This is a genomic window from Corallococcus sp. CA049B (genome assembly GCF_003611685.1).
Taxonomy (GTDB): domain Bacteria; phylum Myxococcota; class Myxococcia; order Myxococcales; family Myxococcaceae; genus Corallococcus; species Corallococcus coralloides.
In genome coordinates this window covers 1-14,286 of sequence record NZ_RAWC01000232.1, presented here as the reverse complement: position 1 = coordinate 14,286, position 14,286 = coordinate 1, and the positions used below count along the sequence as shown (strand labels likewise).

The 14,286-nt window shown below is 69.6% G+C and carries 10 protein-coding genes; 1 reads left to right on the top strand and 9 read right to left on the bottom strand.

Translation table 11 applies throughout. The features are described from left to right. The 3 genes from D7W82_RS33095 to D7W82_RS33085 form a co-directional block, all read right to left on the bottom strand. Positions 1-1,605 (bottom strand): ATP-binding cassette domain-containing protein (locus D7W82_RS33095; RefSeq protein ID WP_147439687.1); only part of this gene is annotated, 1,605 nt, incomplete at its 3' end. Between the two features lie 25 nt (positions 1,606-1,630). Continuing rightward, on the bottom strand, positions 1,631-2,608 hold the full coding sequence (locus D7W82_RS33090) for an HlyD family secretion protein (protein ID WP_233588087.1): 978 nt from the start codon (positions 2,606-2,608) through the stop codon (positions 1,631-1,633). Positions 2,609-2,651: 43 nt separating this feature from the next. Then, positions 2,652-4,247, bottom strand: a complete 1,596-nt coding sequence (locus D7W82_RS33085; RefSeq protein WP_233588086.1) for an efflux transporter outer membrane subunit — start codon at positions 4,245-4,247, stop codon at positions 2,652-2,654. 232 nt (positions 4,248-4,479) lie between these two features. On the opposite strand from D7W82_RS33085, the gene ppk2 reads away from it, so the two are divergent. After that, positions 4,480-5,280, top strand: a complete 801-nt coding sequence (gene ppk2, locus D7W82_RS33080; RefSeq protein WP_120622132.1) for a polyphosphate kinase 2 — start codon at positions 4,480-4,482, stop codon at positions 5,278-5,280. 54 nt (positions 5,281-5,334) lie between these two features. Here ppk2 and D7W82_RS33075 read toward each other — a convergent pair whose 3' ends face one another. From D7W82_RS33075 to D7W82_RS33050, 6 genes are all read right to left on the bottom strand, one after another. Beyond that, the gene (locus D7W82_RS33075) at positions 5,335-7,407 is read right to left on the bottom strand and encodes a PQQ-dependent sugar dehydrogenase (RefSeq protein WP_120622128.1); all 2,073 of its coding nucleotides are present in this window, start codon (positions 7,405-7,407) and stop codon (positions 5,335-5,337) included. A gap of 154 nt (positions 7,408-7,561) precedes the next feature. Beyond that, the gene (locus tag D7W82_RS33070) at positions 7,562-8,503 is read right to left on the bottom strand and encodes a DUF808 domain-containing protein (RefSeq protein ID WP_120622127.1); all 942 of its coding nucleotides are present in this window, start codon (positions 8,501-8,503) and stop codon (positions 7,562-7,564) included. A 90-nt stretch (positions 8,504-8,593) separates the two neighbouring features. Continuing rightward, the gene (locus D7W82_RS33065; RefSeq protein ID WP_370451104.1) at positions 8,594-11,548 is read right to left on the bottom strand and encodes an ATP-binding protein; all 2,955 of its coding nucleotides are present in this window, start codon (positions 11,546-11,548) and stop codon (positions 8,594-8,596) included. 218 nt (positions 11,549-11,766) lie between these two features. Beyond that, positions 11,767-12,171, bottom strand: a complete 405-nt coding sequence (locus D7W82_RS33060; RefSeq protein WP_120622125.1) for a DoxX family protein — start codon at positions 12,169-12,171, stop codon at positions 11,767-11,769. Positions 12,172-12,271: 100 nt separating this feature from the next. Further along, complete coding sequence (locus D7W82_RS33055) at positions 12,272-13,108, bottom strand: hypothetical protein (RefSeq protein ID WP_147439686.1); 837 nt, start codon at positions 13,106-13,108, stop codon at positions 12,272-12,274. Positions 13,109-13,260: 152 nt separating this feature from the next. Continuing rightward, entirely contained in the window at positions 13,261-14,271 is a 1,011-nt protein-coding gene (locus D7W82_RS33050) for a Gfo/Idh/MocA family protein (protein ID WP_120622131.1), read from the bottom strand. Positions 14,272-14,286: the final 15 nt, after the last annotated feature.

Below are 14,286 nucleotides of genomic sequence, written 5' to 3'. Positions count from 1 at the left end.
GTGTATAAGAGACAGCTTGCCCTCGGCGCGTGCCTTCTCCGCGATGGCGTCTTCCATGTAGCCGATGAAGGCGGTCTCCAGGCTGTCCGCGTTCCGGGCCTCGATGAGCTTCTGGGGGCTGTCCGCCGCCAGCACCTTGCCCGCGTTCATGAGGGAGATGCGGTCGCAGCGCATCCCCTCGTTCATGAAGTGCGTCGTCACGAAGATGGTGACGCCCTGCTTGCGCGACAGGTCGATGAGCAGCTCCCAGAAGCTGTCCCGGGCGACGGGGTCCACTCCCGACGTGGGCTCGTCCAGGATGAGGATCTGCGGCCCGTGCAGCACGGCGACGGCCAGCGAGAGCCGCTGGCGCAGGCCCATGGGCAGGTCCCCGGCCAACGCCTCCAGGTGCGCGCCCAGCCCGAACCGCTCGACCAGCTCATCGATGCGCGCCTTCGCCTTGTCCGGAGGCAGGTGGTAGAGCCGGGCGTGCAGGACCAGGTTCTGCTGAACGCTCAGCTCGCCGTAGAGCGAGAACGCCTGCGTCATGTAGCCCAGGTTCTTGCGCACCTCCATGCTGCCCGCGTCCACGGAGCTGCCGAAGAGCTTCGCCGTGCCTTCCGTCGGAGGCAGCAGGCCGGTCAGCATCTTCATGGTCGTGGACTTGCCGCAGCCGTTGGAGCCCAGGAAGCCGAAGATCTCCCCGCGCTCGATGGACAGGGTGACGTGGTCGACGGCGGTGAAGGTCCCGAAGCGGCGGGTCAGCCCGTGGGCCTCGATGGCCAGCTCCGCCTTGCCCGGTGCGCGGGGCGGGATGGTGATCTCCTTGTGGCCCCGGCGCTTCTCTTCAGGTAGCAGCGCGATGAAGCACTTCTCCAGGTCCTGGGTCCCCGTGCGCTCCATCAGCTCCGCGGGCGTCCCCGTCGCCAGCACGCGCCCCGCGTCCATGGCGACGATCCAATCCCACTGCTGCGCCTCGTCCATGTACGCCGTGGAGATGATGACGCTCATGCCGGGGCGCCCGGCGCGGATGTCGTCGATGAGGGTCCAGAACTGCCGCCGGGAGAGCGGATCCACGCCGGTGGTGGGCTCGTCGAGGATGAGCAGGTCCGGGTCGTGCACCAGCGCGCCGCAGAGGCCCACCTTCTGCTTCATGCCGCCGGAGAGCTTGCCGGCGGGGCGCTCCGCGAACCTGCCCAGGCCGGTGGCCGCGAGCAGCTCCGGGACGCGCACCTTGCGCTCCTCGGGGGACAGCCCGAAGAGCCGGGCCATGAAGTCCACGTTGTCGTAGACGCTGAGCTCCAGGTAGAGGTTCTTGCCCAGGCCCTGGGGCATGTACGCGATGCGCGGCCCCACTTCACGCCGGTGCCGCGCGTCCGCGATGTCCCCGTCCAGGACCGTCACGCGCCCCTGCTGCATCTTCTTCGCGCCCGCGACCAGGGCCATCAGCGTGGACTTGCCCACGCCGTCAGGCCCCACGATGCCCACCCGGATGCCGCTGGGCACGTCGAGCGAGAGGCCGTCCAGCGCCACGGCCTTGCCGTAGCGGTGGGTCACGTCCTGGATGGAGACCACGAGCTGGCGGGTGGAGCCGGCCGGCGCCCCTGGAGACACGGATGAGACCATGGCGGGGCCCTCCCTTGTCGCCGGGCTAGTGGGGTTCGGATTCCGCCGTGACGACGTTCTGCAGCCGGGAAGGCCACGCCGCGTCAGGGTCCACCTTGACGTAGCCGACGCCGCGGATGCCTGTCTTGATGCGCTCCACGTAGCGGCTGGCCAGTTCGCGGGGGACCTGGAGCTTCAGGCGGAACACCAGCTTCTCCCGCTCGCTCTTCGTCTCCACCTGCTTGGGCGTGAACTGCGCTTCCGGCGACACGAAGGACACGTAGCCGGGGATCGAGCGGTCGGGCTCGAAGTCGACGGTGAGGCGCGCCTCGGAGCCGATCTTCACGCGGGCGGCCTCGCTCGCGGGCAGGAAGATCTCCATGAAGACGTCCTCCAGGTTCACGAGCGTCAGCGCGGGTCCGCCGGGAGACAGCACCTCGCCGGGCTCGGCGAGGCGGTAGAGGACCCGGCCCGTCACCGGGGACTTGAGCGTCGCGTCGTTGATGCGCGTTTGGATCGTCGCCGCGTTGGCTCGCGCGACTGCGATCTCCTCCCGCGAGGTCTTCAGCGTGGCCTCGGCCTCCGCCAGGCTGGCCCGGGTGGTCTCCAGCTGGCTCGTCCGGACGTCCACGTCCCGCTGCGAGCCGGCGCCTTGCGCCACCAGCCTCCGGGCGCGCTCGGCCTCGATGGTGGCGAGCTCAATCTCACTCTTCTGTTTGACGATGCCCGCCTCGGCCACCGCCAGCTTCTCCTGCGTGGCCGCGACGTTCGCGTTGGCCTCCGCCAGGCTGGACTCCAGCGTGGTGGTGTCCAGGCGCACCAGCACCTGCCCTGGCTTGACGAGGTCGCCTTCGTTGACGAGCACCTCCCGCACCCGCAGGGGCTCCTTCGCGGAGACATCCGCCAGCTTCGACTCGATGCGGCCGTTGCCCGAGACGATTCCCTCAGGCAGCGCGGACTTCTTCCCCTTCCAATACTTGAAGCCAATGAACGCGACGATCGCGAGGGCGACCAGCCCAATCACCCACTTGAATTTCCCTTTCGGCTTCCAGGGCATGGCGGACTCTCTATGGCTTGACGGGTTGCGAGACCGTCTTGGTTTCTTGCGTCCGCGGCTTGGACAGCATGTCGCCCCAGTGGGTCCGCTGCTCCATCTCGGACTGCATCGGCTCCGGCACGATGGGCTGGTCGCGGCGGACCTCCCAGCCTCCGCCCAATGCCTTGTAGAGGGCGACCAGGTTCGTGGCGATGTTGGAGCTCGTCTGGGTCAGGTTGTTCTGCTGTTCCAGCAGGGAGCGTTGCGCGTCCAGCACGCGCTGGTAGTCCACGGCGCCTTCGCGGTACTGCACCACCGCGAGCTCCACCGACCGCTGCGCGGACTTCACCGCGGCCTGCTGGAAGGTCATGGCCTGCTGGGCGTGGATGAAGCCCGTCAGGGCGTCCGCCACCTCCTGGGCCGCCTTGAGCACCGTGTTGCGGTAGTTGACGAGCAATTGCTGGAACCGCGCGTCCTCGACCCGCACCCCGTTCTTCAGCCGGCCGTAGTTCAGGAAGGGGAAGACGATGCGGGGGCCCACGGAATAGAAGAGGCTGCCCAGGGAGAAGAGGTTGCCGGAGGCCGCGGCGCTGGTGCTCGCCTGGAGCCCGATCGAGCCGAAGAGGGAGAAGCTCGGATAGAGCTCCGCCTCCGCGATGCCAATCCGGGCGCACTGCGCGGCGGCGGACAGCTCCGCGCTGCGGACATCCGGACGCCGCCGCAGGATTTCAGCCGGCATGCCGACGGCCACCGTCGCGGGCGCCACCGGAATCTGCTTGGGGCCCGCCAGCAGCGCTTCCACCTCGCCCGTGGGCTGGCCCAGGAGCGTGCTCATGGCGTTGCGGGCCTGCTCCAGCCCGGCCTCCAGCTGGGGGATGGTGGCCCGGGTGCTCTCCAGCAGGGTCGCGGCCTGCGTCATGTCCAGCTCCGAGGTGGCGCCGTTGGTGAAGCGCGACTCGGCGATCCGGTAGCCCTCCTCCTGGATGCGCACGTTCTCCCGCGCCTGCTCGATGAGCACCTCGTACGTGCGGACCAGGACATAGGTTCGCGCGACCTCCGCGGTGAGCGAGACGAGCGAGGACTGGTAGTCCGCCACCGACCCGAGCAGGCTCGCGGTCCCCGACTCCACGCCCCGCCGGTACTTGCCCCAGAAGTCCACCTCCCACAGCGCGTCGAAGCCCAGCTGGTACTCCAGGAAGTGGCGGTCGATGGAGCCCAGGCTCTGCAGGTTGATGGGATTGGCCGCGGCTGAGTTCTCACTGCGCCCCACCGCTGCACCGCTGGCGTTGAGGGCCTGGAACTGCGGATACTGCCGGCCGGTGAGGATGGCCAGCTGGGCGCGAGCCTCGACGATCCTCAGCCCCGAAATCTGTAGCGGCAGGTTCTGCCTCGCGGCGAGCTCGACGAGCCGGTCCAGCGAGGGGTCGCCAAACGACTTCCACCATTGGGCGTCGACCGCGGCCTGCGTCGACAGGCGCGGGTCGCCCTGGGTGCGCCACTCCCTGGCGACCGCGGCCTCGGGCTTCTTGAAGTCGGGACCGACCGCGCACCCGGAGAGCGCGGCGAGGACGCCGAGCAGCGGCACGGCGCCGACGAAGGATGCGAACCCCGGCTTCATCCCTTGCATGGCGCTGGCCGTCCCCCGCATCCGCGACACCTTGATGGGCGGGGAGATTCGGCACGGGGGACTGCGCGCGGAAGTACGAGCTGCCCGGATGCCCCAGGGGGCAATCCCCGATGTCCGCTGGCCCATGCCAGACACGGCCCCGGGACGGAATGGCTGTCATCCGCCGTACCCGAGGGAGCCCTGCCCAATGGCGCGCATTGCGCGTACCGGAGGGCCGCACAACCCTATGGCCATGGCACAGGACATCCACGAGGAGCCCCTGAAGCGCAAGGCGTATGAGAAGGAGCTGCGCAAGCTCCAGTCCCAGCTCTGCCAGCTTCAGGAGTGGGTCAAGCACGCGCAGATGCGGGTCATCGTGGTGTTCGAAGGCAGGGATGCGGCGGGGAAGGGCGGCACGATTCGCGCCATCACCGAGCGGGTGAGTCCCCGGGTGTTCCGCGTGGTGGCCCTCCCGGCGCCTTCGAGCCGGGAGAAGTCCCAGATGTACCTTCAGCGGTACGTGCCGCATTTCCCCGCGGCGGGGGAGATCGTGATCTTCGACCGCAGTTGGTACAACCGGGCCGGCGTCGAGCCCGTGATGGGCTTCTGCACGCCCGAGGAGCACGAGCGCTTCCTGATGGGCTGCCCCGTCTTCGAGCAGTACATGGTCGACAGCGGAATCCTCCTGCTGAAGATCTGGCTGGAAGTCGGCAAGGAGGAGCAGGCGCGGCGGTTCGCGGCGCGGATCGACGACCCCTTGCGGCAGTGGAAGCTGAGCCCCATGGACATCAAGTCCTGGAAGCGCTGGTACGACTACTCCAAGGCGAGGGACGAGATGCTGGCCGCGACGGACACGCCCTTCGCGCCCTGGCACATCCTGCGGTCCGACAACAAGAAGAAGGCGCGGCTCAACTGCATCCGCTTCCTGCTGGAGAAGATTCCCTACGAGAAGGTGAAGCGCGCCAAGGTGAAGCTGCCGCCCCGCTCCACGCATGGCAAGTACGACGACGACGCCCCGCTCAAGGGGCGGAACTTCATCCCCGAGCTGTACTGAGCGCCGTGACGAGGTGCGTCCCTCGTCACGGCGCGGCGGTGTCCGGGACGCTCGCTACGGGCCCAGCACGACGCGGAAGATCCGCTCGTTGCTGTTGTTGGGGATGCTGTCCTTGTCGCCCTGGTTGGTGGTGGTCATCCAGAGGTTGCCGTCCAGGGTCGGCTCCACGGTGCGCAGCCGGCCGTAGGTGCCGACGAAGAACTGCTGCACGTTGGTCAGGTTGGAGCCGCTGATGACCTCGCGGTAGAGGCGCGTGCCGCGGGCGCAGGCCACGTAGAGGACGTCGCGCACCACCGCGATGCCGGAGCAGGAGCCGTCCGCCGTGGAGTAGGTCTGCTTCGGCGCGATGTAGCCGGCCGTCGCGCAGCCCGAACCGCCCTGGGACACCGTGCCCTCGCAGTTGGGCCAGCCGTAGTTGCCGCCCTTCTGGATGAGGTTGGTCTCGTCCATCACGGAGTTGCCGAACTCCTGCTCCCACAGGCGGCCCTGGGAGTCGAAGGCCAGCCCCTGCGGGTTGCGGTGGCCGTAGCTCCACACGTAGTTGCCGAAGGGGTTGTCGGACGGGACGGTGCCATCCGCGTTGAGGCGCAGCACCTTGCCGGCCAGGTTGTTGATGTCCTGCGCGTAGGTGCCGTTCTGGGCATCCCCCGTGGACGCGTAGAGCTTCCCGTCCGGGCCGAAGCGGAGGCGCCCGCCGTTGTGGAACTTGTTGCGGCCGATGCCCTGGAGCAGCACCTGGAGCGACGCGGTGTCGAGGGCGCCGTTCTCATACCGCAGCCGCACGATGCGGTTGTCGGTGGGGGAGGTGTGCATCACGTACAGCCAGCGGTCGGTGGCGAAGGTGGGGGAGAGCGCCAGCCCCATCAGGCCGCCCTCGCCGTCGGTGCTCTGCACGTTGGGGACGGTGCCCACGGACGTCTTCTGGCCCGTCGCCGGGTCCAGGCGGATGATGTTCTGCGCGTCGCGGCGGCCGTAGAGCACCGTCCCGTCCGGCAGGTTCACCAGGCCCCACGGGATGTCCGTGTCGGTGGCGACCTGGATGACGGAGCAGACGGCGTTCGCGCAGGCCTGGCCGGTGGTGACCGTCACGGACGCGCTCTGGGCGGACGCATTGGCCTGGGCGTCGCGGGCGAGCACGGCGTAGGTGTAGGCCGTGTTCGCGGACAGGCCGCTGTCGACGAAGGTCGTCCCGGGCGGAGAGCCGGCCACCGTGCCAATCTTCACGCCGCCCCGGAATACGTCATACGCGCTCACGCCCACGTTGTCGGTGGACGCGGTCCAGTTCAACGTCACGCTGGTGCCGGACGCGGTGGCGGTGACGCCCGTCGGGATGCTGGGGGCCTGGGTGTCCGCCTGGCATTGCGGTGGGGTGATGGAGAGCGTGGCGCTGCCCTGGGAGACATTGCCCACCGCGTCCCGCGCATTCACATACAGGCCCCAGGTCACGCCGGGGACCACGGTCAGCCCGGTGGACACCGTGGCGCCGGAGACGGACTTCATCAGCTGGCCGTCATGGTAGACGTCGTAGAAGGCCACGCCCTGGTTGTCCGTGGACGGCGACCAGGACAGCGTGGCGGAGTTGCACGTCACGTTGGACAGCGCGAGCCCGGTGGGCACGGTGGGCGCCTGGGTATCGGCCGGGAACGACCACTGCTGGTTCGTCTGGGCGTTGCAGGTCCAGACGATGACCTTCGAGCTGTTGGCGGTGGCCTGACCGGACACGTCGAGGCACAGCGAGGTCGCCGTGTGGATCACCGCGCCGGCGGTGTTGCGGACCCACCGCTGGTTCGCCGTCCCATTGCAGGCGGCGATGACGGCCCGGGCCCCGGAGCTGGCGGTCTCCGGCTGGACGCACCACGAGCCACCGAACGCGCGCAGCTCGCCTTCCGGCGTGAAGAGGAACCGCTGGTTGTCCTGGCTGTGGCAGTCATAGATGTGGAGCTCCTGCCCCGGCGTCTGACTGTTCTGCGCCACATCGAGGCATCGGCCGGACTGCACGCTGACGAGCCGCGAGCCGGCGACCACCGCGGCGCTCTGTGTCTGGAGTTCGGGTCCGTCCTCCGGCTTCTCTCCACAGGCAACAGCGGCGACCAGGAATGCTCCTGCCACCAGGTGACGCACATTCATTGAGACGCTCCTTTGCATTCCGCCTCTTTCACGGAATCCAGGAAAGGCCTCAAGTGAACTCGCTGGAACGCGCCGGGCGATGTTGAGCGGCTATCAACAGGCCCCCAGGTTCAATTGCCTGCCGCCGAAGCCGCTCCGCTGCGATGGCTTGCCGCTACTTCTTGGCGCCGCGGCCCTTGAACAGCTTCTGGCCCAGGGTGAAGAGCACCACCAGCAGGGCGCCGGCGCCCAGGCCCACCGCGGCGTTGAGCAGCATGGGGGTGAGACCGCCCAGGACGCTGCCCACGCCCGGGACGCGCCCGGCCCACGCGGTGAGGGACTCCTCCGCGTGGTGCAGGCCGGAGACGCCGTGCACGAGGATGCCGCCGCCCACCAGGAACATGGCCGCCGTGCCCGCCACGGAGAGGAACTTCATCAGCCACGGCGCCGCGCGGAGGATGCCCCTGCCCAGGCCCTGCGCGAAGCCACTGCCCTTGCGGCTGAGGTACAGGCCCGCGTCGTCCAGCTTCACGATGCCCGCCACCAGCCCGTACACGCCCACCGTCATGATGAGGGCAATGCCCACCATGACCGAGACGCGGGTGGCGAAGTCCACCGTCGCCACCGTGCCCAGCGTGATGGCGATGATCTCCGCGGAGAGGATGAAGTCCGTGCGCACCGCGCCCTTGATCTTGTCCTTCTCCAGGGCCACCCGGTCGACGCTCGGGTCCTCCAGCGTCTTGCGCAGCTCGGCGTGGTGCGCCTCGTCCTCTTCCTTGCCGTGCAGGAACTTGTGCGCCAGCTTCTCCGCGCCCTCGAAGCAGAGGAACGCGCCGCCCACCATCAGGAGCGGGGTCACCAGCCAGGGCGCCAGCGCGCTGATGGCCAGCGCGGCCGGCACCAGGATGGCCTTGTTGACGAGCGAGCCCTTCGCCACCGCCCACACCACGGGCAGCTCGCGGTCCGCGTTCACGCCCGTCACCTGCTGCGCGTTGAGCGCCAGGTCGTCTCCCAGCACCCCCGCCGTCTTCTTCGCCGCCACCTTCGTCAGGATGGAGACGTCATCCAGGATGGTGGCGATGTCGTCGATGAGCGCAATCAGGCTGCTGCCTGCCATGGATGTCTTCCGGGCTGGGGGGTGGGGACGTCACCCTGCTGCAGCGCGGATTAGCACAGCTGGAGGAGCCGCGCTCCAGCGACGGCGGGGTCACCCTCCCGGGGCTACCTCCCACGGCAGCACCGCGGTGAAGGTGGCGCCTCCATCCTGCGTGGGCTCCAGGTGGATGCTCCCCCCGTGGGCCTCCGCGATGTGACGGGCCATCCACAGCCCCAGCCCGAAGCCGCCGTGGTGATTGGCGGGGACGGCGCGCTCGAAGCGCCCGAAGACGCGCTCCTGGTCCTCCGGCCCGATGCCGGCGCCATGGTCCCTCACCGCCAGGCTCACCCGGCCCTCCGCGCGCGTCACGGTGACCTCCACGGGCTTGCCCGTCCCGAACTTGAGGGCGTTGTCCACCAGGCTGTCGAGCAGCTGCTCCAGCCTCGCGCTGTCGTAGTGCCCCACCACCGGCAGGGGCGCCTCCAGGGTGAGGACGCAGTCCGCGCGCAGGGCCTTCTCCCGCGACCGGGCCACGACCGTGGCCGCGAGCTCCGCCAGGTCCACCTCCCGCCGTGAGAGGTCCAGCGGTCCGGTGACGAACTCCGACACGTCCACCAGCTGCTCCACCAGGCGCGCCAGGCGCTGGAGGTGCTTCTCGGTCGTCCGCGCCTTGAGCCGCGCGGCTTCCGGTTTCGCGTCCGGGGCCCCGGCGTCCAGGCCTCGCACCAGGGACTGGAGGCTGAGCGACAGGGCGCTCACGGGCGTGCGCAGCTCGTGGCTGGCGAGCCGCAGGAAGTCGTCCCGCGTCCGCACGGACTCGCGCAGCGAATCCTTCTCCACCTCGTTGCGGACCACCTCCCGGCGCACGCGGGCCATGTCCAGCTGGGTGCGCACCCGCACCAGCAGCTCGCGCGCGGAGAAGGGCTTCACCAGGTAGTCATCCGCGCCGCTTCGCAGGCCCTCCACCGTGGCCTCATCGCCCGCCCGCGCGGACAGCAGGATGATGGGGATGGCGCGCGTGCGTTCGTCGGCACGCAGCTCCCGCACCAGTCCAAAGCCATCCAGCACCGGCATCATCACGTCGGAGAGGATGAGGTCCGGCGGCCGGACGCGCGCCTGCTCCAGCGCCTCCTGCCCGTTCCTGGCGGCCTCCACGTGCGGGAAGACGTGCTTGAGCAGCCCCGTGACGTAGGCGCGCAGGTCGGCGTTGTCGTCCACCAGGAGGATGCGGGAGCGCGCGAGCTCCGCGGAGACCTCGGGAGCGAGCGACGCGGCCGCGGGCGGCGCCGCGATGTCCGTGGCGCTGACCTCCGTGGACCAGCGGCGCGCCTCCTCCACGAAGGGGATGGCGCCCGAGGGGACCGGCCCTGGCCGGAAGGTGCGTTCGACGCGCTCCGGGGGCAGGTGGTCCGTCCCCCGCGGCAGCCGCAGGGTGAAGGTGGTGCCCCTTCCCAGCTGGCTCGCCACCGCGACGCTGCCCCCATGCAGCTTCACCAGCTCCTGCACCAGCGCGAGTCCGATGCCCGTCCCCTCGTGGCTGCGGCCCTGGGTGACGCGGACGCGGTAGAAGCGCTCGAAGACTCGCGGGAGCTCCTCCTCGGGGATGCCCACCCCCGTGTCCTCCACGCGAAGGACGGCCTGCGCGTCCTCCCACTGGAGGCTCACGCGGATCTCCCCGCGGTAGGTGTACTTCACCGCGTTGGAGAGCAGGTTGAGGACAACCTTCTCCCACATCTCCGGGTCGACGTAGAGGGGCTCGGGCAGGGGAGGACAGTCCACCACCAGCCGCAGGCCCGCGCTCTCCACCGCGGACTGGAAGGCGCTCGCGAGGTTCGTGGTGAAGACAGACAGGTCCACGGGCACGTAGCGGGCCTGGGCCCGTCCCGCCTCCATCCGGGAGAAGTCGAGCAGGGTGTTGACCATCTTGTAGAGCCGCAAGGCATTGCGGCGCACCAGCTCCAGCGGCTCTCCCTCCAACGACCTCGGCGTCCCCGCCAGCGCGTCCTCGATGGGGCCGAGGATGAGCGTGAGCGGGGTCCGGAACTCGTGGCTGACATTGCTGAAGAACGCCGTCTTGGCCGCGTCCAGCCGGGCCAGCTCCTCCGCCCGCTGCTTCTCCTGCTCGTAGGCGCGAGCGCTGGCGATGCTGGCGCTGAGCTGCCGCGCCAGGAGCTGCAGGAAGCCGCGGTACTCGCCATCCAGCGCGCGCAGGGGGCTCAGGCCCGCCACGAGCACCGCCGTGGTCTCCGTCTCCACGCCCATGGACACCGGGAGGACGAGCGCCCGTGTCGTGGGCTCGGGCCAGGGGCCGCCGGGAAGGGGCCCGAAGCGCTGGTGGAGCTCCTCGAGCAACATCTCCTGTCCCGACCCCGTGACGCTCGCGAGCGGCCAGGAGGACGTGTCGTCCAGCGCCAGCGCGGCGGGCGCGGCGCTCCCCCCACGCTCCAGGCCCGCGCAGCTGACCAGGCGTGCCTGCTCCGCCTTGACGACGTAGAGCAGCGCGAAGGGCACGTCGTACGCCGCCTGCGACAGCACCTCCTCCAGCGAACGGAAGATGTCCTCGATCTTCTTGTCCAGGGCCATCCGGATGGACAGCTCCCGGAGGACTCCCAGCCGGCGGTCACCCACCACCTGCCGGGTCGTCTCACTCGCGATGGCGAAGAGGCCGGCGATCTCCCCCGACTCGCCGATGGTCGGGTTGTAGGACCAGGTGAAGTAGGACTCCTCCCGCAGGCCACCGGGGCGGCGCGCGAAGTTGACGTTCCCGTCTTCGATGTAGATGGGCTCGCCCGTGTCCTGGGCGCGCTTGATCAGCGGCCCCAGCTGCGCCCACTCCTCGATGAGCGCCTCGTTTCCCCGCGCGCCCAGCGTCTGGGGATGCTTCGCCCCCAGGATGGGCCGGAACGGGTCGTTGTAGAGCATGCGCAGCTCGGGACCCCAGAAGAGGATGATGGGGTAGGGCGAGCGCAGCATCGTGCTGACGGACGTCCTCAGGGACTGGGGCCAGTGCTCGAGCGGGCCGAGCGAGTTGCTGGACCAGTCATGGGCCCGCATCAGGGCGCCCATCTCACCGCCGTGCTGGATGAAGGGCTCCTCCCGTCCCTCGCGGTGAGGCGTGTCCGGCGCCCCGCTTCCGCTGGGAGCCGTCGCGCGCGAGTCGTTCGAGGTGCTCATCGAGCAGGTTCGTTAGCACACGGCCCCGGTGCCGGGCGGGGCGCGTGGGAAGAAGGTTGACCCCTCGACGCCGGCCCTGGCGGGCGAGCAGCCGGCCAGCCCGTGGGCGGCTACGCGCGGGAATGGCCCCGGCGTGCGGCGTCCACGCTCCAGATGCCGGAGCCGTGAGCCGCGATGTAGAAGAAGACGAAGCAGTAGAGCGCCGCGAGCTCGCCCTGGTTCAGCAGGGGGTTGAGGTTGCCCCCGTTGGGGATGACGTGCCCCATGAAGAAGGCGACCGCCATGGTGCCGCTGGAGATGAACGCCGCGGGCCCGGCGAACAGCCCGATGGCCACGAGCAGGCCGCCCAGGAACTCGATGCCCCCCGCGCCATAGACGATGAACGGGGGCGCTCCGGCGGGCATCCCTCCGAACATGCCGAAGACCTTCTGCATGCCATGCAGCATGAACATCAGCCCCGCGGCGATGCGGAGCAGTGCGTAGAGCCGTTCAGCGTGGGGCCGCAGGAATCCCATGGTCGTTCTCCGAGCGTGTGCCGGGGGATGGAGGGTCCCGGCACGCGCCCGTGAACCATAACGGCGGGCCCGTGTCCACGCCGCGCACGGGCCCGGAGCGTCACTTGCTGCTCTGGACCACCGTCTCTTCCACGAGGGTGAGCTTGTCCACCGCGCCCGTCATCCCGATGTGCGTGAAGGCGCTGTAGGGATAGGCGCCGTCATCGAGCTGCTCCACGAACTCGATTTCATCGCCCGTCACCTGGCGGCCATCCTCCAGGGTCACCGTGAACGCGCCTTCCTGGAAGCGCACGCGCCAGATGCAGGCGCCCACGCGGCCCGCGCCCGTGGTCACGCCGAAGCCCTCCACGCCGAAGTACAGGTCCGGGTGGCGCATGCGGTCCATGTACGCCCAGATCTGCACGGAGGACCACTCCCACCAGCGGTGCGGGAGCATCATGGCCACCATCTCGCCCTGGTTGCGCACGTTGATGGCGTAGGAGGAGCCGCCCGGGCTTCCGGTGAACGTGGGCAGCATCCGCATGCCGCCATCGGGGTTGCTCGGGTCCGGGGCCAGCGACAGCGTGCTGATGACCTGGTCCTCGTTGCGGCCGTAGAACCGGATGCCCTCATCGCTCGCGCCGAAGTCCACGATGGACTTCTGCCGCCAGCTCTCGGCGCGGCCCATGAGGCCGACGACGCCGTCCTTTTCCAGGCTGTTCAAGCCGGTGACCACCAGGCCCTCGTCGGTGGACTTCAGCGCCGCGCTGCCCGTGCCACAGTGCGTGATGCCCTCGAAGCGCTGCACACAGTTGCTCGGGGCCGCCATGACCTCCTGCGACGCGGAGGCGGCCTTGGCCTCCTCCTGCGAGGGTTCCCCCTGACAGCCCGCGAAGACTCCCACCAGCGTGGCCGTCAGCAGCCGGCCCACGAACATCCCTGCTCGCATCATTGACATCCATGCCTCCTTGGGGTGGACAGCGGAGGCCAGATGTCTGCAATGGACAGACCACGGGGCCCAACCGGGACAGCCACCCGGATGGCAATGATTGCCGTGGGGAGGCTGTGACGGTTCAGGTCACAGGAATGCCGGTTTTGTGGACTTTCCGGTTATTCCTGTCGCAGCCCGTCATTCATGACGCCCAATTGTTTTCGCGCCGCGTCGATGGTTTCGAGCAACGCGATGCTGTGTTGCAGCGGATGCAGGGGTGACTCGGTGCGTCCTTCGGCGATGTGCTGTGCGACGGCCGCCGCCTGCCAGGCGAGGCCCTCGCTGCCGTGGATGCCGGACGGGTCGGTCCAGCGCAGCCGCTGGTCCGACCTGGCGGCCTTCAACGTGAAGCCGCTGGGGGTGAAGAAGCGCGAGTCTATCTGGAGGCGCGCGTGCGTCCCCGCGATGACGGCCTCCTGCTGTGTCTCCGCGAAGAGGGTGGTGTGCAGCAGCGCCTGCGCGCCCGTGGGGTAGGTGAGGACGAGGGCCGCCTGCCCGTCCACGCCGGTCTGGGTGAGGGTGCCCGTGGCGTGCACGTGCGGCGGCGGGCCGAGCACGAGGTGCGCGAGCCAGATGGGATAGATGCCGATGTCGAGGAGCGCGCCACCGCCGAGCGCGGGGTTGAAGACGCGGCCTTCGGGGTCGAAGTCGAAGCAGCCTCCGAAGTCCGCCATGACCAGACGGATGTCGCCGAGCACGCCGTCCCGCAGCAGCCGTTCGATGAGCAGGGTTTGCGGGAGGAAGCGCGACCACAGGGCCTCCATGGCGAAGACGCCCGCGGCGCGAGCGGCCCGGGCGATGTCGCGGGCCTCGCCAGCGTCGAGCGCTAGCGGCTTCTCCACGAGGACGTGCTTGCCGGCGGCGATGGCGAGCAGGGCCTGTCGCTTGTGTTCGCTGTGGGGGGACGCGACGTAGACGATGTCGACGTCGGGGTCGGCGACGAGCTGCTCGTAGGACTCGTGGACGCGCGGGACGCCGTACCGCGCGGCGAAGCGCCGGGCGCGCTCGGGGTCACGCGAGGCCACCGCGTGGACGCGCTGGCCGGTGTGCCGGTGCAGGGCCCAGACGAAGCCTCCGGCGATCCGCCCTGGAGCGAGCACGCCCCAGCGCAGCGCGGGGCCTCCGCGCAGGGGGAGGGCTTCGAC